Source organism: Buttiauxella sp. AC038, from assembly GCF_979253565.1.
The window spans coordinates 3,065,233-3,085,819 of sequence record NZ_CEEDCQ010000001.1 but is presented as its reverse complement, the minus strand read 5'-3'; the positions used below and the strand labels follow the sequence as shown (position 1 = coordinate 3,085,819).

The following is a 20,587-nucleotide window of genomic DNA, read 5'->3' as shown; positions in this document are numbered from 1 at the left end:
TCACCCTTGGCCAGCTTAAACGTTGTACTGGCGACGCGAGCCGTAAGGATAAACGGCCCACGGGTAATAGCCCGAATATCAGCACAACGCGACGGGCTTGCCGCTCTCCAGGCTCTTGTGCACCGCCTCGCAAATCCGACTGGCCTGTAATCCGTCGTTTGCTGTTGCCGTATAAGGCGTTCCGTTTTTTACTGCTTTGATAAAGTCGTTAATCGGGTCAATACCAAAGCCGCTGGCGACGTTATCCCGATAGGTAATAAAATAGCTGTTCGGCGTTTTCGTCCGTTCCGGGGTGACGATCTCCAGCCCGCGATCCTGCGAGTTGGACCGTATATAAGCGTTGTCGCAGACTATCGCGATGCGCCCGTCGTTATCTTTCGGGAAGCCGTCCGGCAGTACTCAGCCGTTTTCCACCACCCATGAGCTGCCATCTTCCATCAGCAGGGTGCTCTGCACACTGTCCCAGGTATCAATGCCCCGCTCGGCCAGCAGGCGCTTCTGCCCGACGGCGTAGACCGATTTCACCTCCTGTCCGCTGATATAGCGCACCAGATCGAAGCAGTGAGAGCCAAGAAACCACACCGGCGAACTCTGTGCCGACCAGCCAAGCCATGTGGTGGGAACGGCAATCACATCATCCATGCTGATATAGCCCCGGATAATATTCCCGGCGCTGGCTTCCTGTGTAGCCATGCGTACGCGGATCGTTGCCGGATCCCAGCGTTTGTGAAAATCAACGCCAATGGTCACACCGTGCCGTTCGGCAGCATCAATAATATCGCGGCAGTCAGCAACCGAGGTCGCCAGCGGCTTCTCAATCAGCACATGCTTACCCTTCGCGATAGCCTGTAAAGCGGGTTCTTTGTGGTATGGATCGGAGGTGGCGATAGAAATAACGTCTACATCCTCCTTATCCAGCAGCGCCCGGAGGCTGGCGTAACCCGGCAAATCCAGTTCATTTGCCACACTATCGCAGCGTTCTGGATCTGAATCGCAGACGGCAATCAGTTCGACTTCGGGGTTATTTAAGTAAGCATTAATGTGGTGTCTGCCGTAGATGCCAACGCCCACCACGGCGGTTTTGATTTTTTTCATGATGGTCACCTTTAAAAAAGTCCGAGGGAAAATGCCCAGCCGATAATGACCGCCAGCGGCCCGGTTAGCTGGCGGGACAGCAGGAACGCAGGAACGCCTTTGGCGATAGTCTCCGGTTTCGCCTCCTGCATCGACAGCCCTACCGGCACGAAATCACAGCCCACCTGGACGTTGATGGCGAACAGGGCGGGCAGCGCGAAGGCCGGGGAAATATTGCCTGCGCCAATCTGGGTGCCTATCATCACGCCGATAACCTGTGAGATAGCGGCCCCCGGGCCGAGTATCGGCGACAGAAACGGAATGCCGCAGATAAAAGACAGCAGCACCAGTCCCCACAGCGAACTGGCGAGCGGCGTCAGGGCGTGCGCAATAAGGCTGCCCAGGGCAGTTTCCTGTACCACCGCAATCAGCACCGAGACAAAGGCCATAAATGGAATGACGTTGCGCAGAGAGACATCCACCGCCTCGCGGCTGGCGGCAAACAGCAGGGCAACGACCTGGCCCGTCGCAGTACCGGTTTTCTCCACCAGATGCACCAGTCGAGCCATACCCTGTTCCGGCGGCTGATGTTCAGACCCTGTTGCGGTGCTCCCTCGCTCTGCCGCAGTCACCCCGACTGACGGCGAGCCATAACGGTCATCGTTCTGTTGCATTTCAGGCTGCTGCAGCTGCGCCAGCGTAACGCCTGAAACGTAGTTATCCTCCGTGATAAACTCCGCCAGCGGACCAGCCTTGCCGGTGGGTAGCACATTGATGGTGGGGATGCCTTTCTTTGGATACAGCCCGCAGCGCAGGGAACCGCCGCAGTTAATCACCACACAGAGCAGTTCTTCATCTGACGGCACGCAGGAGAAACCGTTCACCACTTCAGACTGGGTGAGCGCGCCGATTTCGATGGCGAGCGGATGGGGTTCCCGCCCGGTGAGCGACAGCACCTTTTTGCCACTGCCGACGGGCAGCAGCAGGCCGTTACCGTAGCCGCCAGGGCCGGGAGGAATATGAAGATTATTCATGATACGGCCTCCACAATAATCAGATTATCTTTTAAGTCAGACAGGGGCGGGCAGGTGCCGCAGAGATGCAGGCAACCGGCATGGCGGGCGAAAAGACTGGCATCAAACAACAGGGTCAGATGACCGAGTTCATACAGATTGTGCTGTGCCTCACGGCCAGTCGCAGTTATCAGATATTCCTCCCCGGCCACCTGTAGCCGATCGCCGGGAAGTATCTGCACAGTGGGATGCTTAAACACGGGGGATAACACCAGGGCATAGTCGAGGCAGTCTGCAGGCCCTGCGGCATCAAAGGTAATCAGCATATTATCTGCCAGCCCGTCCGCCACGCATGGGCCTGTTCGCACGATACGCGCATTGTAGATAATCATGGCGTTGCCCTCCCGCTGGTATCTTTGCGGCTAAGACGCAGAAACAGATACTCAGTGATGATGCCCCGGATCAGGCCGATAACGATGGCGGCAGCGATATAGCGCAACGCCAGTTCGGTGACCGGAAGATGAAGGGCTTTTAACCCTGCAGCCACCCCGAGCCAGACAAACAGCTCTGACGGCACCACGTGGGGAAACAAACTGGTTAGTGGATGGGCGGTCGTACCGAGGGCATCCTCATAACCGGGCTTGCTCTTTTCCGGCAGCAGCTTGCCAAGCGTGAGTGCCCCGGGGCTGCTCATAAAGAACCAGCCGAGCACCGGAAGGACGCCATACGTAAGGATGCGTGAGCGGCCAAACAGTGCCGCCACGCGCTGCATGCGGGCTTCACCGGTGAGTTTCATCAGAAAGTTAATTGCCAGCAGCAGGGTGATGAGCATAGGGATAATGCCGCTCATCATATCGAGAAAGATCTTACCGGCGGCCTGGAACAGATGAATAAAGCCTTCAGCAAGGGAGATAATGAACATGGGCTCCTCCTGTCTGAAAGCGTATTACAGCGGGTTGCAGTGATACATCCTGGATTTTGGTACGCATAAACAACTCCTCTTGGTAGCACGATGAGAATGCCCTGCCTGAAGACGAAAAAACGATTCCGGGAACAGGGCGTTAACGTTTTTCCGGAACCGGAAAACAGGGTCCTGGTGCGACGACTTTCATGCCCGGCAACGGCTGTTTTGGCAGGCGGTACTCCTCCTGGCCGCTGTAACGGGTGGGCCAGATAGTGGCCGGATGAACTTTCAGGGCAGTTGCGATTAACCATTCGCCTTTGGGCCATGGACGGCTAAGCGTATTTGCCAGCGTGGAAGACGCCAGCCCCGCTCCACGCGAGAGCGCCGCCAGGCTGGTGCCACGTTTGTGCAGGGCGGCGATGATGTCGGCTGGGTGCCAGTCTTGTTTAGTCATTCTGGTTACCTCTCCAATCCTGATACTACGTTTTTCGTAGTATCTAAGTCATTAAAAAACTACGAATCTCGTAGTTATGCAAAAACGACTCAGACAACGGGATGTTTTCATCCGTCGATTAAAAGAAGCCCGACAGCACTTAGATATTTCTCAGGCTGCTGTGGGGATTGCTGCGGCTGTTGATCCTTCCGTTGCAAGTACCCGGTTCAATCGCTACGAGAAAGGTATTCATGAGCCTGATATGGAAACCGCTGCACGTATAGCTGATGTGCTGAATGTCCCATTACCATGGCTATTCGCTTCGGATGAGAATCTTGCTGAACTGATACTCAATTTCGCAGCCCTTTCACCTGATTTACAGCTTCAGTTGCTAGAAACCTCCCGACAGATGATGAACATCTCCCCTAAAGATGGCGCTTAAGGTACGGCCTCTTTTAACCTGCCACTGTAATACTACGTTAATCGTAGTATCGGCAGCAAGCAAAAACTACGATTCTCGTAGTTATGAAAACGACTAGTCATTACAACGACATATTTTGCCGACGCCTGAAACAGGCTCGGCTAGCAAGTGGGCTTTCACAAAAACGTCTGGGTGTCGCGGCAGGTATAGATGAATTTGTCGCCAGCACGCGTATCAATCGGTATGAAAAAGGGGTACATGAGCCTGCAATCGAGATTGTGAGGAAATTGGCCGAAGTTTTATGTGTTCCGCTAGCTTATTTTTACGCCGAAGATGATGATTTGGCTGAGCTAATGCTGATATTTTTGTCATTATCAAGCAGGCAACGTGAGGTACTACTGGATTATGTCAAACATCGTTTAGTGGGTTAAGGAATCATCCTGTTCCACGGTATCAAAATCCCTTACAATTTTGAGTTATTAAAAGGTGATTTGATTCAATCACCTGCCAACAAAAATCTCTGATAATGTTTTCTGCAAAGGGAGAATGCCATGTCAGAGAGTCTGCGATCCAGTATCACCCAAACCTTACCCGAAGACAGGGAAGCGCTATACCACCTGGTCTGGCGCGAACCAGCGGAACGTATTGCTTCTCTTCACAACATCAGCATCGAAGGGCTAGCCAGGCGATGTGCTGAATTACAGATACCCAGGCCACTTGCCGGTTACTGGAAAGCACTGGCGAAAGGAGCTGCACCTGCGGTGCCAGCTCTGCCAGCCTTGAAAAAAGGCAAAATGGCAAAGATCCCGAAGAAGGCTGGCGTAATAGCACCATCATCTACCGTAACTTTACCAAAGCCATTACCTCCAGCGACGCGAAAGCAAGCCGCGATCACAGGCAATGGCTACGCGTTAATCAATGATCTTAAAACGTATCTCCCTAAGGCCAATGCGACTGAAGATGGTTACTACAAGCCTGCGAAAAAGAAGCTCCTGGATCTCAATGTTTCGGATACGGGGTTTGATAGCGCAATAGATTTCCTGAGCCGGTTTTTTGATGCCTTAGGGAAACAGAGCTATCGGGTAACGCTGGATGTGCCGGGAGAAAGGCTCCATCGGGCAGATATTGATATCAAGGAAGATCCAAAGGGAGAAGGGTATCGCTGGGATAATTTATGGCGACCGTATACACCAAGTATTATTTGCGTCGGGGATATGCACTTTGCGTTCAATCTTGCCGAAATGACGGAGTATGTCCCGGCGAAGAAAGTTAAAAATCGCTATGTTCACGACGAACAGATGTCGCGGTGGATCCGTGGAAAAAACAGTGCGCCTTTTCTTCATGTTTCAAAGCATACGCTGCCTACCGGGCGGTTTCTGTTGCAGCTTTACTCGCCTTATTCATCTGCAAAATGGTTGGTTCAGTTCCGGCAGACCAAACAGTGTGGGTTAATAAGCCAGATCCCCAAGATGATTTTGGCGATGCAGGACGCTGTTCCGCTAATTACCAGGCAGTTAGAAGAGGCCAGAATCAAAGCCGAAGAGTGGCGTATTCAGTATGAGCGCGAACACGATATCTATCTTGAAAAGGAGCGGATACGTCGGGAGGAAGAAGCCTATAACGCCAGCCGTGCCGACTAAAATCTATTATGGCGCAATTGGCAGAAGACAAACGGCTGGAACAATTTTTCCGTGAAGCAGAGCAGGATGCGGCGCGTCTGGATGAGCAGCAGAAGGTTCAGGTAATGGAACGCCTGCAACTGGCCCGCCAGTTCTTATCTGGGGATACGGCGGTTGAGCGATTACTGAAATGGAAAACGCCACAGGAACGGTTAGATAAGAAATAACGGTTTTTTCTACCTTCGATAAATTTGTGAATCTTGTTATTAATACTCTGATTGATAGTCGGCTAAGAGCGAGGAACGGAAGTTCGTTTTCGGGTAACATAATCCATATGCAAGAGGATCTCTAAAAGAGAATGGGGCGTCTAAGCGGGATAATTACAACGATTCTTGCCGTATTCACAGTAAGCACTCTGTTTGGCGTATTTTTATTCAAATAGCAAACACCAATAAAAGGAATTTTCATGAACAATACCCCATCTATGCCGCAGTTAGGGATTTATGTCTCAAAAATCGATCCCACCCTTCGCATCACTGTAACCGACGTTGATATTGTTGATGACGATGATGACTCTCCTGATGATGAATTGTTTTATTTAGTCCGCTGGATCGAGGGGGAAGATGAAAGTGATATGTCTGCGATGGAATTTGAGCTAGACCCCGTAGAGTGGCAGGCTTTCGTTGAGTCTGAGCAATTAGTGTTTGAGCGCGATCCTTACATGGATTCAGTCCCCGAAAATTCACACCTTGCGAAAATTCGGGATTTACTCATGAAGACTAAATAGAATGACCGTTCGTAAGCACCCATCAGAAGTGGCTTAGCGGGTGTTATCTATTTGGGGCAAACGGCAAACGAATTCGCATACAATTTGCCACCAAAGGTGAAGCACTTTCACATGAACGCTGTTTAATAAATAACGCGTCTGACCTGCTCCCCGTTGATCAACTCAGACTGTTGTTAGCAACGTCCACTTCTGACACACAGCTGCCCACAACGTATCAGGGCAGCTATGAGCGAGAAGCTGAAGTTGGCATTCTGGCGTATACAATGGAGGGGAAATTGGTCACAACTATCAGTAGTGCAATTTCGATTACTTGTATTTTTTGAGAAAAAGGCAATTTTTTGCTTGTCCGAATAGTATTGATAGGCAATCAATTGATACACTGGGTTTTTATGTAACTGGTAGCTAAAAATGTCTGGTGGTCAAAACGGTAACAACGATAGAACAGAAGTCGTCAAAGCATCTTTAAGCGCTGGAAGCACGCTCTTAGTCGCGATAATCGCAGCCATTGGCGGAATAATTGGTTCATACTTCACTGGTTCAAAGCTAGTAGAAAGTACGAGTGTGCCAGCATTGATAAATGCCAGAACAATTTGTATCAACGCGGTTAATGAAGATGAGCAAAAATTTCGCGAAAGAGCATCTAGCTTATTGACTGCCGTAGCTGCGTTTGATGCGGATAAATCTCTCTTATTTCAACCTAATCATAATCAACTTTATCAACCAGCCAAATCAGCTATTACGCAGGCAATGTCCATCAGTACATATACTTCAGAACGTCTTTCAGTGCTTGCGATAAACATTGCGACATCTATAAAAACACTTGCAATTGCTGATATGAATTATGGTGCATCAGGTGAAGCTTATAAGATGCTGTCATCCTCTATGGGGGAATGGCCAGAAGCATATGGTGAATTTATGAAAACATTCGATATCAAACGAGCTTCTTGCAATTTTGATGAGTCAATGCATAAATCAGAAAAATGATACTCATCAGACTCTATCCTATTTATATCCGTCATACTTCAAGCGGCTTATGCGCTGGCCACACTTGTTCACTCCAGTCACTTACTTGAGTAAGCTCTTGGGGATTCTCGAGTTTGACACCTTTAAGTGACTCGAATTATTTTGAGTTTACATGTTTCTTAGTGCAAAGAAAAGTTGTCAATGCCCACTCCTAGCACTCAGTAGGCGCTCGGAGCATCTCCAACAGCTTTGAGCGAGGTGCGGACGGTATAGGCATTGAAAATAGTAGTAAATGTAGATAATCCAATAGATACACAGCCTAATCTTTATTGATATAATGGAAATTACAATTCACTACGATGAGGTCTAGTGTATCTATGGGAGCAGTTACTGGAGCGGTGTTAACCTCAACGGCTAATGAGGTCGTAAAAAAAACAATAGGGCCAGTCTTTGATTTCTTAGTTAAAAAATACGAACTTTTAGATATACCAAGATTCAAGGAGCACTATCTAGAGTATTGTGAAAAAACTCTAGAAATAAAAACGCTGGTCTCTCAAGATAAATCCTTTCATGTTGATGATATTTACATCCCAATCGATATAATGCAATCTGGTACCCAAAGCAGATTGGAGATAAATAATTTCACAGCTTTAGATAATGATAGGGCCATATTAATAAAAGGGCTGGCCGGGCAAGGGAAGTCAACATTGCTTCGAAAATTATTATCTAATAATGCGAAAAGGTTCAGCCGGCTTCCAGTTTTCTATGAGCTTAAAAATTATAATGGTGGTACCTTAGAGCTTGCCATATCAAAATCATTAAGCCATTTTGGAGTTCAAATATCAGAGTACGCGCTGAAGAAATTACTTTCAGACAGTAATGTTAAAATATACCTTGACGCATTTGATGAGGTTAAGCCTGAGTTTAGGATTGAACTAATTGATGAAATAAAGCGTTTTATCAATTCGTTTAAATGCCATGTAGTCTGTACAAGCAGACCTAGCACTGAAATTGATTCCTTATCAGAATTTAGAACATTCTCTGTGTGTGAGTTAACTGAAGAACAAATTTTTGGAATTATCAAAAAAACAGCATCTGATCATGAAAAGTGCGATGAACTATGTGGCGCTCTTAAACGAAGTCCTTGCATACAAAAAAAGACTCCATCCTTAAATCACCTATTTTAGTTGTTTTATTCTGCATCAGTTACAATTTAGGTGAAGATATACCAAATACATTATCACAATTTTATTCAAATATTTTTGATACTGTTTTTCATCGCCATGACAATATAAAGGGAAAAGTATACAGAGAGCGTCACTGGAATGATAATAGACGTGTTTATAGAGAGCTTTTTGATTGCTTGTGTTTTATTTCCCTAAGCGATGGTCTGAATGGATTTAGCCATGAAAAACTAGTAAATTTCGTATCAATCTCACTCAAGCATATAAATGAAGAGCATTCCATAGCTGAAAAGGCTGTGAAAGAGTTATCTTCCATTACAAATTTAATTATTGAAGATGGCTTTAATGAATATCGGTTCGTACATAAGTCAATTCAAGAGTTTTTTGCTGCATCCTTTATTATGTCATTGCAGCATGATAAAAAAACCTCATTTTATAAAAAATGCTTTAATGACTATTCTTTTTACACCACCTTTCATAATAGCTTGTTTTTTCTAGAGGAATTAGACTATTATAACTACCATGAGTATGGGTTTATCCCTGCAATAACCAACTTCCTTTGTTTATCTTCCAAGACTATGAAAATTGATAGCTATGCAATACCAACCGCTGTTAAGGATGTTTTTTTGGATGAAATCAATCTTCGCGCAAAATTCACTTTCTTTAAAGTTGGCAATAAAGAAAGCTATGAAATAGAGAAAACAAACTTGACCTTCGATAAGTCAGATTCATATCCCAGCCTATTCTCAAGCATATTTACGTTCTCTATTGACTTTATAAAAATAGAGTTATCTGACAAGGAGTTAATGATTATCATTAGACAGAATGAGAATGCATTAGATAATGGTTGGTGTGTTAAGCATTAGAAAAATTCTTAAATTTAAAAACCTGCCTGATACAATTGCTTCAGAAGCATTAAAGTTAGGCATTGATGTGCTCACTAGAAATAAGTTTAACAATGCTGTTGACAAGTTAAATAATCGAAGGGATTCATTAAATTCCACAGATTATTTCAACTTCTGATTAATAGGGTTGTATAATTTGCACTATGTTTTAATAATATATAATGCTGTTTTGGCGACTTTCTTGGGAAAATAAAAAAATTAGATAGAGATAGTTATATCTTAACGATAAAAAATGTCCGCTCCAAGCACAGAGCGGACGAGCTAACTGAATTGAAGGTCCGCTCTGAGCGAAGTATAGTCATTCGCACCCTGAGAATTACACTATTAAGTGATTCAGGGTATGCGCTTGCTGGTTACGAATATTGAGCGAGAATCATGCGATGATCGCCGCTTTTCTTTCGAACCAGTAGGTGCTCCACGTTCGCTAACGAATACTCAGGGCATGCAGATAAACTGCTGGCTATATTTCTTTCGAAGAGCGTGGAATGCATACCAATCCCCTATAAAAAGGAGTTGGTGATGACTGTGACTAATCAATTTGCTGCGCACGTTGGTCTGGACTGGGCGGATAAAAAACACGATGTCTGTGTTCAGTTTAAAAATGGTGAACGCGTATTCGATGTGATTGAACATACAGCAGAAGCGCTTGATGCCTGGCTTACTGAGTTACACCAGAAAGTAAAAGGTAGAATCGCAATTGCTCTCGAACTGAAGAAGGGCCCCGTGGTATATGCTCTTCAAAAATATCCCTTTATCACCGTTTTCCCCGTCCACGCTTTGTCCCTGGCTCGTTACCGACAAGCCTTCTCGCCCAGCGGCGCTAAAGATGATCCGCAGGATGCCGAGCTGGCATTAGAGTTAATGCTGCGTTACCCCCAGAAGATAAAAGCTATTGAACCCGACAATGCGGATATTCGCTTTCTTCAGCAACTGGTTGAGCAACGTCGCTAGTTGGTTGAAGATAAACGACGCTTTGTGAACCGGATAATCAACACGCTTAAACAGTATTATCCTCAGCCACTGGAGTGGTTCTCACATCGGGGTAGCTTACTGTTGTGTGAGCTGATTATCCGGTGGCCCAGTCTGCAACAACTGAAACGAGCCAGGCGCGACACGATCCGCAACTTTCTCAATGCCAAAGGTGGCCGCGCAATGGCCCTTACCGAGCAACGTGTTGCGAGTATTGATAACGCGATCCCATTGACTACAGACCCGAGTGTTATAGAGGCTAATGCTTTGATGGCAACAGCACTGGCGACACAAATTAAAGTCGTGAGTGAAATCATCAAAACCTATGACGAACGAATTGAAACGCTGTTTGACACATTACCAGATGCGGGACTGTTCAAATCCCTTCCGGGCATGGGGCCGTGTATGGGCCCACGGATGCTTGCTGCACTTGGTGATAACCGTGACCGGTTTAACAGCGCTGAAGAAATTCAAAACTATGCAGGTATTGCCCCGGTGACAGAAAGAAGTGGCCAAAAATCCTGGGTTCAGTGGAGATGGCAGTGTGCCAAGTTCGTCAGGCAGACCTTTGTTGAATGGGCTGCCAAGACGGTTAACTCATCATACTGGGCCAGACTTTATTATCAGGGACTGCGAGAAAAAGGAAAATCTCACCAATCTGCAATCCGAGCTCTGGCGTTTAAATGGATAAGGATCATTTACCGCTGCTGGAAGACCAGAACCCGCTACGACGAAGCGAAATATTTGCTGGCTCTCGAAGCGCGACACTCGCCCTTACTGAAGCCATAAAAAGCTTGTCGAATGTCTCAGGGCGTGAAGCTGACATTACTCATATCTATGTATATTAAAAGACAAAGAGCAGGTCAATCAAACGGCTTAATGGATGATTATTCATCAGTTATAATATTATTTTCTGATAACCCTAACTCGTTCATTTTATTATTTGTATATTCGTCAAAGACATTTTGATATTCATAATCTTTTACTCGATGAAAATTTTCACTCCATTGAACTGATAAACTGGTGAGGAGATGGCTAAATACTACACCGCCTAAGCCAGCGAGTATAATCGCTGCAGCTTGCATCCAGGTTACGGATGAGGAATCCATTTCAATTGCTGATTGAAATATAGCTAGCAAAACTGAAATATATGCTAAGCTAGCAAAAATAGAGTTTGTATTTGTTAATTGTTTTTTTAAACGGGCCAAGGGTTTATGCTTAATTATTGAAATTTGATAAGGGGAAGAATAATGGAGTCTTCCCTCAAGCTTACTAAAGTAACCAACGGGTTTGTTATGCTTAGCCATGATTTCAATTAACACCTCATGATAAACTGGATCTTTTATGCCTGTGATATGAGTATTAATATCATTTTTCACAATTTTTAATTGAGGATGACTCTCAAAACATTCTTTATTTAGCTTTGACAACTCAAAAACATCATTTACCCTTAGCTCTTTATTTTTAAAAAGTGAGGATGTCAATGCTGCAACACCAGCAACTAAAGCTACAGATGAAAAAGCCATGTTTACACCTTAATTTTTATTAGTTGACCATTCAACTCAATGTAGTTAATTTTTACGAAAACATTCTTAATTAAATTTTTTGACTTTTGGATGGTGGCGGTTTTGTTTTATTGATGATTTCTTGTGGTTCCATATCTCAAAATTTCAATATGAATGGTAATTCAAAGTTTTTAATTATATATACCATACATGAATCCGCAAGAAATTACTCCTATTAGTGACAACGATTGGTATCTTCATCTAAGCGCTAAGATATAACGGAATGCGTAGACACGAATTCACTAGCCTAATAGGTTTTCACACGATTCCTTAACGCCATACAGTTCAGCAACGTCCGCTTCTGGCACTAAGCGGAATAGCTAACTGAGCGGGAGGTCAGCTATGAGCGATGAGCAGACGTTAGGCCTTAAGAAATATCTTGAACAGTAGCGTTTGGGATATGTATGGATGGAAATTCCTTATTCCCAAGGTGATCCTTGCTCCCATCTTTCAATAAGCAGGTCAATAAAAGAGCGGATTCGTGGTGATAAGTGTCGTTTACTGGGATAAATCACTCGAATAGGTTCCGGAGGAAAAGGATATTCCTCAAGAACAGGCATCAATCTTCCACTACGCAAATCCTCGCCTAGCAAATAGGTGGGTAAGTGGACTATTCCGAACCCAGAAATAGCCGATGCACGCATGGCTTCAGAACTGTCGAGGTTCAGTCGCCCTGGTCCTTCATACACAAATGTCCCTTCCGGGGTGGCGAACCGCCAGCTACGTCTTTTCCCCACGCGCTCACCGCACATTAGTGTCTGGCTTTTGTCAGCCCCTCAGCGTCGTCAGACTGGACGCTCAAAAAAATGAAAGCAGATCGAAATTCAGCACCCCTGAAGCCCTTTGACAACTTATAAATCCGAAACAATGCAGCTTGCGGCCATTCATGCCACAGGGATCGCTATGCTTCCCGGCTGACGTGGGTTAGAGGAGGGGGAAATTTATGCGGTAATGCCTTCAGCCCACTTCTTCCAGCGAAAACGTTCGTTTTTGTGGATGAAATTGTCAGCGCATTCACAGGTGGATGGAAACAACCGCAAGGTTGATCCCTCAATATCCCACCTTTTAAAACCTCCCCATAACACGCTGCTGATCTGTCTCCCAGCAGACAGCCGCTTCCAAACGTATTCAATTTCATGTTGACTTATTCCTTAGTGATCACTATAAATTACAAATTACATAGTGATCACTACATATTTATCCTGACTGCTGATGGCTGATAGGGCAGTGATAAATGAATAACGCCTGGGCAGGAACTGAATGGATCCAACAATTACAGAGGAACTGATCGCCAGGCTACAAGCGATGGGGTCACTCGGGCGGCTTTGTTTGCTGGTGTTTTTATTCTTGCCACGTTGTTGTTGTTTCCCGCTTCACCGCTGGCGATGTTGGCAGGATATTTGTACGGTCCGCTGAGCGGTTTGTTGGCAACTTCCATTGCCGGACTGATTTCGGCGGTGCTGGCTTTTCTGATTAGCCGTTATCTGGCAGGAGCACGCATTAAAGCACGGTCAATGCACTACCCAGGATGCAGGCCATCAATACAGTCATCTCTGATGACGGATTTCGGGAGGTGTTCCTGCTCCGTCTGGTATCGATTCTGCCCTTCGTCCCTCTCAGTTATCTACTGGGAATGAGCCGTATCAGTACCCCCAGTACCTTCTGGCTACATGGGCCGGTCTGTTGCCGGGCACTGTTTTATACGTATTTATTGGCTCACTGGTTTCAGGGGTGAGTCAACTCTCAGAGAGCGGGGAAACTGTCTCTCACATTACTTAGGCTCTGACCATTGCAGGAGGAATTGTGGTCATTATTTCACTGACAATGATTGCCCGTCGTGCGCGCAGGGTCCTTAATCAAAAAGCAACCCGTTAAGCATCATTCAGATGCGAGGATTTAAGCATGACCAAACCAATATATGTACAGGAATACAACGCGATCGTTAAGGTACTGAACCAGTATAATGAAGGTGGCAAACAGGCTGACAGCAGTATCATGAAACCGGCTTTCAGCAACGAAGCAACCATTTACGGCGTTGACGGTGACGGCAAACTGACCGGTGGGCCTATCCAGGGATTGTTTGACGTCATTGACTCAGCCTTCCTCCCATCGCCTGAAGCACAGGGAGTTATCGTAAACATCGATATTGTGGGTACCGCTGCCAGTGCGCGTATTGATACTAACGATATCTCTGGTTTCTGCTTTACCGACTTTTTCAATCTGCTCAAGGTCGATGGCAAATGGATCGTGTTCAGCAAAATCTATCACACTCATGTTGCCCCCTGATTAACTGAACGTTGGGGTATGCACCCCTGATGCCTTGTCCTATAGCCTCGACCCAGAAATGACAGGCATCGCTTTTATTGTTCCGTCGTCAGCCATCCTGCGAAGAACTGTGGCCTGAGACGAACAATTATCCTTCATTACAGGTACGAATATGAAAAAGGTATTTATCATCGGTGGTGCCGGAAAAGTAGGGCGCCGGCTGGCACAGAAGCTGTCTGAGCAGGGAAATCAACCCCGTTCACTCTATCGCCATCCGGAACAGGAAGAGCCGCTGCGCGCGCTCGGTGCCATTCCCGTCATGGGAAGCCTGCTTGAACTTGATGCTCAGGGACTCGCTGCCCTGTTTAGCGGTAGCGATATCGTGGTCTTTACGGCTGGTGCTGGCGGTAAAGGTGGCCAGGACATGACCCGAGCTATCGACGGTCACGGTCTGGAGCTGGCCGTTGAGGCTGCAAAACTAGCTGGGATCAAAAGATTCATCCTGGTGTCGGCGTTCCCTGAATCCTTCCGCGCGAAAGGTATGCCGGAATCATTTGAGAATTACATGTCCGTCAAGAAACTTGCTGATGTGTATCTGGCAGAAACCGATCTTGACTGGGTGATCCTCCGTCCTGGCACACTGCTTGATGAACCGGGTCAGGGTAAAGTTCGTGCCGGTCTTGCGATTCCCTACGGTGATGTTTCACGTGATGACGTGGCCTGGACACTGGCTGAAATCATCAACCGTCCGGCCATCAGCCGGGTCATCATTGAGCTGACCGCGGGTAATGAAGCTATCAGCACAGCTGTTATGCACATGGAAAAGCCCTGATACAGGAAGAGTTGTGATGAAACTGATTGTGCTGGGTGTCCCATCCCAGGCTGTCAGCACCTGTTATCGACTTCAGGTACTTACCTGATTGTGGGGACTTCTGGAAAGCGGATGCCACGCTGGATCCTGTTCCGGGTAAGAACGTGGTGCAGTCGGAGCAGATGCTCTGAGGTCTCTGGCTGATGTTAATTTTGAAAAAGGAATGAACTATGGCAACGGTAACTATTACCCCAGTTGAATTATCAAAGGCATTTCGCCTGATAAACCACGGACCGACGACGCTGGTATCGGCCCGATATGACGGTGTGGATAATGTGATGGCGGCATCATGGGTTTGCGCCCTGGATTATGCCCCGCCAAAGCTGACCGTGGTGCTGGACAAGATGGCTCGTACGCGCGAGCTTATTGAAAAAAGCGGACAATTTGTTATTCAGGTTCCGACTGTTGCACAGATAGCGCTGACACACCATGCAGGAACCCATAGCCTCCACACCGATCCGGAAAAAATGGCTCATCATGGCATTCGGGTGTTTGAAATGCCCGGTACGGATATGCCTTTTATTGAAGGCTGTGCTGGATGGCTTGCCTGCAAGGTTATCCAGGAGCCGCATAATCAAAGCACTTATGATCTGTTTATCGGAGAAATCACGGGAGCCTGGGCGGATTCGCGAATCTTCAGCAACGGCCACTGGAAGTTTGATTCCGCTGATCCAGCATGGCGAAGCCTGCACTACATTGCAGGTGGACAGTTTTATGCCACCGGTGAGGGTATGACTATTGGTGGTCAGGAAATGCCATGATTAACCCGCCTATGCGGGGCGGGATCAAAGTGCCGGATGTCTTAAAATCGCGGCAGGAGCCGAACGGCTTGGGCTGAGATGCGCTTTAGTTCAGCCTGCGAGATACCATCCTGAGCGGGTATGGACATGCCTTCCAGCAGTGTATTCAACGTCAGGGCAAGACCATCCACATCCGTATCAGACGGCAAATGACCAGCTTGCTTACCAGCCTCCAGGCGTTCCCTGAAGTAAATCCTGCCTTCCTCTCTCAATGCCTTAACCGCATCGTAGACATCTTTCGAATCCGGTGAAACGTTGATGGCCGCCAGAACAACCAGGCAGCCACAGGGCGCCTCCTGACTCGTGAGAATAACGGCGGCTTCTTCAAAAAAGTTATGGATAGCGTCATATACGTTTTCTTCCTGACGCATTCTTTCCCATGGCTCATCCCAGAACGTTCTTTCGTAATAATTCACCGCCTCCATAAACAGCTGCGCCTTACTGCCAAAGGCCGCGTACAAGCTGGGCGGATTAATATCCATCACTCGGCAAAGTTCGCCGACAGAAGCTGGTTCATATCCGCATCGCCAGAAAACACCCAATGCGCGAACCAGGGCCTTGTCCCGGTCAAAATTACGGGGGCGTCCTCTTCGTGAGGGGGGACTTTGCGTCGAATCTGTCATATTCCTGCCTGATGAATAAAGTAAAACTGATGGCTCACTATACAAGATTTTGAGGTCATGTGTCGTCGGTAGGCCGTGGTTACCCCGCCCATTCAGTCCCCCTCATTCAGCGAGGTGAAGGCGCGCAGCCTGTTATAACCGGTCAGGATCATTTGACGCAGCAGCGCCTCATTTTCAACTTTAGCCCGTCTCAGTACATAGTGATGACTGTTGAATTGTATCGATCACTACATAATAGTGTCATTACGTAGTAAGTGCTACACAAAATATGGGATTTTGTCACTGAGTTAAACCATGATGCATCAGATGTTATCCACCGACGGGATCCCGTCAAAAGGGCGCCCTCGCGGCTATTAATGTTTCCTCATCCGCTCGCAGGTAACCCGCTGATAAAAAGCGATAGCTAAAACACCAATTACAAAAAACAGCAAAAATGTTCAGAGAGAGAAAAATATGCTTGCCTTTTTATGTAGTGATCGCTATAAATATAATAATATTTAGTGGTCGTTACATAAATATGGCGTAAGACACTTTTTGTCGCAGCGTACGTTTTAGCATTTAAGACATAAACATTACGTCGAGAAAAATGACACAGGAAACAGAATGAACCCGAAATTTGCACCTTTATTTGAACCCTATGCCCTTAATAATGGCGTCATCATTAAAAACCGTTTTACCGTTGCGCCAATGACACATTTTGCCTCGCATGAAGACGGCAGCATGAGTGATGAAGAGCGTAACTTTCTGACCAATCGCTTTGACGGCTTTGGCCTTTTTATCGCTGCAGCAACTCTGGTGTCCCCGGAAGGAAAAGCGTTTGTCGGCCAGCCAGAAGCTATTGGTGAGAAAGATTTACCCAGCCTGCGTGAAGTCGTCCGAATTGCTAAAAATCAGGGCGCCACAGTTATTCTTCAGATCCACCACGGTGGTCATCTGAGCATCCCTGAATTGCTAAACGGCCGGGATATGGTGGCTCCTTCAGCAGATGAGAAATCGGGAGCCAGTGGCTCTGACCCACAAGGAAATTCGCGATCTGATTACAGCCTTTGCCAATGCGGTGCATCTGGCCATTCAGGCAGGGTTTGATGGCGTTGAGATACACGGAGCCAATAACTATCTGATCCAGCAGTTTGTATCAGGAGAAAGCAACCGCCGTACCGATGAATGGGGCGGTACAATTGAGCAGCGTCTGCGTTTCCCGCTAGCCATTGTTGATGCCGTTATGGACGTGAAGAAAAAGTATGCCAGCGAAAAATTTATCGTCGGTTACCGCTTCTCTCCGGAAGAACCGGGTACGCAGGGTCTGACGATGAAAGACACCTTTGCCCTGATTGATGCACTGGTACAGAAACCACTGCAGTATCTGCACGTTTCACTGTGGGACTTCTACAAGAATGCTCGTCGCGGTGCAGATACCTCGCTGACCCGTATGCAGCTATTGCACGAACGTATTAACGGCAAACTGCCACTGATTGGTGTCGGTAACCTCTTTACTGCAGACCAGATCCTCGAAGCCAACCTGACGGGGTGGGCAGAATTTATTGCGCTAGGTAAAACCGTAATGATGAACCCAGACCTTATCAGCCTGATCACGTCAGGTCAGGAAGACCGTATTGTGACGGCTATCGATCCGCATAAGGAAGACCGTTACCGCATTCCGGATAATCTATGGAACCAGAATATGCAGCGTCTTTCTTACCTGCCTCCGGTAAAAGATGACGCGAACTGGCAGTCGCCGGATATTTGATCCACAGAGCAATAAATGCCGTTCTTTTGCTGTTCTCTTACTGTGATTCCGGGCGTTATCAATACGGGCTGGGCTGATAAAGTCAGTGATCCTGAAGGTCGTAAGGCCGATCAGGAACTGAACAAGTTTGCTATCAGTTCTGAAGATGATGCCAATGCTGTTATTTATGCGCTGAACCAGCCGGATAACGTCACAGTAAACGATCTGATTATTTCTCCTACCCTACAGAACTGGTGACAATTCTGCATTATCAATGCGTTATAGAAAATGCCCTAGTTTACCGAAAGGTAGAAAATGTCAGGGCATTTTTTTGTACTACCTGAAGTGCAGGGGTAATCCGAATGTAGATATCCAGATATAAAAAAACAGTCGCTTTTGATAATTACTATTGTTTAGATATTTGCCACTGTACCTCCGCTCCTCGCTCAGAGCGGACGTTTTCCAACTACCACTCCGGAGAAAATGGAAACCGTCATTCTTGCTGCACTTGAAGTCTAAGTGTTCCAGTCATTCGAACCTATCACATTAAAACGAAGGGTTAGTCAGCGGTTCATACGAAGGAAATGAGATGTTTTTGCCAGATGCAAGCTTTACAAAAACCGTATATCAATCGTCATTTGAAGAATGAGTCGTCAATTTTTTGTTTCTCTGGATGGGCCCAAGGGGGCCGGTAAAACCACATTGCTGGAGGCCATTACGAAAGTACTCAGGGCAGACAACAAGAAGGTCATCCGGCTTTGCGAGAAAAAAGCGATCCTTACAGGGGCGAAACAATGGCCCTGGTTAACAAGCTCGCCAGAAATCCCACTCTGGATTTGGAACGGGAGGTTTGTGTGCGCCTTGCAGATAGCCGTGCCTGGATTTCCAAGCATGTGCTGACTAAACAGCCAGTGGACTGCATTATCCTGATGGATCGCTGGTATCCGTCGGATGCCGCGTTTCGCCGGATGATTCCTTTTGCAGAGATTTTACAGCTTAACATTGAACGAAACGTGCGAACGCCAGACCTGCATGTCGGGGTGGTGACTGCACCTGACATTTCATGGGCGAGGGCCGCGTCCCGTTCGCGTGGGCTGGGTAGTACGGTGATTTCTAAGCTGGAAGAGCATGTCGCTTGTACCACCGCGTTCGAGCGAGAAATAGCCAATCATGAATGGATTTTATGCCGTAATGAAGGAACGATCGAAGACGCAACGATGCAGGTAATTTCTGAGATCTACAAAGTGCCCGGATGCCCATAGGCATCGTCTTTTCCCTACGCATACCATTTATTTGACACGTATTACGCTTGTGGATAAGCGTTACAGGAACAAAAAAATGTCCGGAGTTTCCTGACTGAGCAGTGCGGGTAGACTTTCGGTTCGAAAGTAATTTTATGGCCTGGGTACGTAATGAGGTGCCTAAAACTCTGGGCGATGTGGCTGATGAGTGGAAGCGCAGGCAGTCACCATAACGCTGATATTTTAAATTCTGAGTCCTCGATGCCAAGGACTCAGTTCACAAGATCCTTAGTTCATTTCGTTCAGCTTTTCGATCACTTCATCAGAAAAATTCAGCCGTGCGCTGGCCAGATTCTCCTGCAAATGTTCCGGCGATGACGTGCCGGGGATCAGCAAAATATTCGGTGAACGTCTGAGCAACCAGGCCAGCGCCTCCAGCTGCAGTTCTAGTGATCCTTCTTTCGGCTGATGAATATCCAGCATACTGCGCAGATTCACCACTTCCATCGCCTCAAGCCCCAGATTGCACAGGTTGTCTTCCACCGCGCTGACCAGTTCCTGCGGCGTGAATGCCGTTAACCAGCCACCTTTTTCATCACGACGAGCACCGACTTTGGTGACGATGCACAGATTGTCAGCGTAAGGATGCAGGGCTTTTTTGATCAGCTTATTGGTTTCATGCGGACCGTAGAAATCGCTGGCATCAATATGATTCACACCGCTCGCCACGGCATCACGCAATACCTGAATGGCGCGGGCTTCATCTTTTACCGGACCAAAAACACCCGGACCCGCCATCTATTGAAAGCATGCCCCCGTCATTTGGACGGGTGTTTTGTTAACGTAAACGAACGGCTATCTCTTCTTTGTTGCGCTTCACTACACCTCCAACTGATCAGCCAGCTGTCTGGTCGCTGCCACATGGCAGCCGCGTGAATGAAAGTTGAGGATTTTCAGTATTACCTTAAGGCAACACCATCATTAATAAACCAGACTTATCCTTTATCTTAATAAGGACGTCTCGTTATGCACCATTTTTTCATGTCGATTTTCTCAAGCCCGGAGTCGTTATTACAGGTCATCAGTCATCAGGAAATTATTGAAGCTCTGGAAGATGGTGACCGGATTATTATTGACCAGGATGGTTACGCCTCGGTTAATTTCAAAAGCAAAGAGGTACGACAAGATTTCCTGCGTCATGTTAACGCCCTGAAGAGGGCATAA

Annotated in this window: 19 protein-coding genes and 7 pseudogenes; 17 read left to right on the top strand and 9 right to left on the bottom strand. The window is 47.0% G+C overall.

Features of this window, described 5'->3' with window-relative positions:
- Positions 1–78: 78 nt before the first annotated feature.
- The 5 genes and pseudogenes from AC0IXI_RS14670 to AC0IXI_RS14650 form a co-directional block, all read right to left on the bottom strand.
- A pseudogene (locus AC0IXI_RS14670) lies at positions 79–1,095 on the bottom strand (Gfo/Idh/MocA family protein).
- Positions 1,096–1,106: 11 nt separating this feature from the next.
- On the bottom strand, positions 1,107–2,108 hold the full coding sequence (srlE, locus tag AC0IXI_RS14665; protein ID WP_422569615.1) for a PTS glucitol/sorbitol transporter subunit IIB: 1,002 nt from the start codon (positions 2,106–2,108) through the stop codon (positions 1,107–1,109).
- Positions 2,105–2,479, bottom strand: a complete 375-nt coding sequence (locus AC0IXI_RS14660) for a PTS glucitol/sorbitol transporter subunit IIA (RefSeq protein ID WP_471682674.1) — start codon at positions 2,477–2,479, stop codon at positions 2,105–2,107. The genes srlE and AC0IXI_RS14660 overlap by 4 nt, the downstream gene beginning before the upstream one ends.
- Entirely contained in the window at positions 2,476–3,009 is a 534-nt protein-coding gene (gene srlA / locus AC0IXI_RS14655) for a PTS glucitol/sorbitol transporter subunit IIC (RefSeq protein ID WP_413499946.1), read from the bottom strand. The genes AC0IXI_RS14660 and srlA overlap by 4 nt, the downstream gene beginning before the upstream one ends.
- A gap of 139 nt (positions 3,010–3,148) precedes the next feature.
- On the bottom strand, positions 3,149–3,445 hold the full coding sequence (locus AC0IXI_RS14650) for a helix-turn-helix domain-containing protein (protein WP_422569617.1): 297 nt from the start codon (positions 3,443–3,445) through the stop codon (positions 3,149–3,151).
- A 76-nt stretch (positions 3,446–3,521) separates the two neighbouring features.
- On the opposite strand from AC0IXI_RS14650, the gene AC0IXI_RS14645 reads away from it, so the two are divergent.
- The 9 genes and pseudogenes from AC0IXI_RS14645 to AC0IXI_RS14605 all read left to right on the top strand — a co-directional run bounded on the left by AC0IXI_RS14645 (position 3,522) and on the right by AC0IXI_RS14605 (position 11,061).
- Positions 3,522–3,866, top strand: coding sequence for a helix-turn-helix domain-containing protein (locus tag AC0IXI_RS14645; protein WP_471682673.1), 345 nt, complete (start codon positions 3,522–3,524; stop codon positions 3,864–3,866).
- An 83-nt stretch (positions 3,867–3,949) separates the two neighbouring features.
- Positions 3,950–4,276, top strand: a complete 327-nt coding sequence (locus AC0IXI_RS14640) for a helix-turn-helix domain-containing protein (RefSeq protein WP_471682672.1) — start codon at positions 3,950–3,952, stop codon at positions 4,274–4,276.
- 120 nt (positions 4,277–4,396) lie between these two features.
- Positions 4,397–5,691, top strand: a pseudogene (locus tag AC0IXI_RS14635) (hypothetical protein).
- Positions 5,692–5,930: 239 nt separating this feature from the next.
- Entirely contained in the window at positions 5,931–6,251 is a 321-nt protein-coding gene (locus tag AC0IXI_RS14630) for a DUF8087 domain-containing protein (RefSeq protein WP_332539477.1), read from the top strand.
- Position 6,252: 1 nt separating this feature from the next.
- Positions 6,253–6,385 (top strand): annotated as a pseudogene (locus tag AC0IXI_RS14625) (site-specific integrase); the annotation flags it as partial.
- A 274-nt stretch (positions 6,386–6,659) separates the two neighbouring features.
- Positions 6,660–7,235 (top strand): hypothetical protein, encoded by a 576-nt coding sequence (locus AC0IXI_RS14620; RefSeq protein WP_471682671.1) that lies wholly within the window; start codon positions 6,660–6,662, stop codon positions 7,233–7,235.
- Between the two features lie 356 nt (positions 7,236–7,591).
- Positions 7,592–8,401: an NACHT domain-containing protein gene (locus tag AC0IXI_RS14615; RefSeq protein ID WP_471682670.1), complete on the top strand. Its 810-nt coding sequence runs from the start codon at positions 7,592–7,594 to the stop codon at positions 8,399–8,401.
- Entirely contained in the window at positions 8,359–9,264 is a 906-nt protein-coding gene (locus AC0IXI_RS14610; protein WP_471682669.1) for an NACHT domain-containing protein, read from the top strand. The genes AC0IXI_RS14615 and AC0IXI_RS14610 overlap by 43 nt, the downstream gene beginning before the upstream one ends.
- A gap of 558 nt (positions 9,265–9,822) precedes the next feature.
- Positions 9,823–11,061, top strand: a pseudogene (locus AC0IXI_RS14605) (IS110-like element ISEsa2 family transposase).
- A 98-nt stretch (positions 11,062–11,159) separates the two neighbouring features.
- Here the strand turns inward: AC0IXI_RS14605 and AC0IXI_RS14600 are convergent.
- Complete coding sequence (locus tag AC0IXI_RS14600) at positions 11,160–11,798, bottom strand: hypothetical protein (RefSeq protein WP_471682668.1); 639 nt, start codon at positions 11,796–11,798, stop codon at positions 11,160–11,162.
- Between the two features lie 458 nt (positions 11,799–12,256).
- Positions 12,257–12,568 (bottom strand): annotated as a pseudogene (locus tag AC0IXI_RS14595) (LysR substrate-binding domain-containing protein); the annotation flags it as partial.
- 1,171 nt (positions 12,569–13,739) lie between these two features.
- On the opposite strand from AC0IXI_RS14595, the gene AC0IXI_RS14590 reads away from it, so the two are divergent.
- The 3 genes from AC0IXI_RS14590 (at position 13,740) to AC0IXI_RS14580 (ending at position 15,734) form a co-directional block, all read left to right on the top strand.
- Entirely contained in the window at positions 13,740–14,123 is a 384-nt protein-coding gene (locus AC0IXI_RS14590) for a nuclear transport factor 2 family protein (protein ID WP_064518133.1), read from the top strand.
- Positions 14,124–14,274: 151 nt separating this feature from the next.
- Positions 14,275–14,934 carry an SDR family oxidoreductase gene (locus AC0IXI_RS14585; RefSeq protein WP_424222536.1) on the top strand — a complete coding sequence of 220 codons (660 nt, stop codon included), beginning with the start codon at positions 14,275–14,277 and terminating at the stop codon, positions 14,932–14,934.
- A gap of 209 nt (positions 14,935–15,143) precedes the next feature.
- The gene (locus tag AC0IXI_RS14580; protein ID WP_064518137.1) at positions 15,144–15,734 is read left to right on the top strand and encodes a flavin reductase family protein; all 591 of its coding nucleotides are present in this window, start codon (positions 15,144–15,146) and stop codon (positions 15,732–15,734) included.
- A gap of 41 nt (positions 15,735–15,775) precedes the next feature.
- Here AC0IXI_RS14580 and AC0IXI_RS14575 read toward each other — a convergent pair whose 3' ends face one another.
- A complete protein-coding gene (locus tag AC0IXI_RS14575) occupies positions 15,776–16,396 on the bottom strand; it encodes a TetR/AcrR family transcriptional regulator (protein WP_064518139.1) in 621 nt (206 codons plus the stop codon).
- Between the two features lie 603 nt (positions 16,397–16,999).
- Here AC0IXI_RS14575 and AC0IXI_RS14570 point away from each other — a divergent pair.
- From AC0IXI_RS14570 to AC0IXI_RS14555, 4 genes and pseudogenes are all read left to right on the top strand, one after another.
- Positions 17,000–18,143 (top strand): annotated as a pseudogene (locus AC0IXI_RS14570) (NADH-dependent flavin oxidoreductase).
- 15 nt (positions 18,144–18,158) lie between these two features.
- Positions 18,159–18,380 (top strand): Rossmann-fold NAD(P)-binding domain-containing protein, encoded by a 222-nt coding sequence (locus AC0IXI_RS14565; RefSeq protein ID WP_064518143.1) that lies wholly within the window; start codon positions 18,159–18,161, stop codon positions 18,378–18,380.
- A 387-nt stretch (positions 18,381–18,767) separates the two neighbouring features.
- Positions 18,768–19,384: pseudogene (locus AC0IXI_RS14560) on the top strand (dTMP kinase).
- 134 nt (positions 19,385–19,518) lie between these two features.
- Entirely contained in the window at positions 19,519–19,596 is a 78-nt protein-coding gene (locus tag AC0IXI_RS14555; protein WP_243839581.1) for a DUF6434 domain-containing protein, read from the top strand.
- Between the two features lie 55 nt (positions 19,597–19,651).
- On the opposite strand, the gene AC0IXI_RS14550 is transcribed toward AC0IXI_RS14555, so the two are convergent.
- Positions 19,652–20,161, bottom strand: coding sequence for an aldo/keto reductase (locus AC0IXI_RS14550; RefSeq protein ID WP_471682667.1), 510 nt, complete (start codon positions 20,159–20,161; stop codon positions 19,652–19,654).
- A 228-nt stretch (positions 20,162–20,389) separates the two neighbouring features.
- Here AC0IXI_RS14550 and AC0IXI_RS14545 point away from each other — a divergent pair, with 228 nt between their 5' ends.
- Positions 20,390–20,587: a hypothetical protein gene (locus tag AC0IXI_RS14545; protein WP_134183182.1), complete on the top strand. Its 198-nt coding sequence runs from the start codon at positions 20,390–20,392 to the stop codon at positions 20,585–20,587.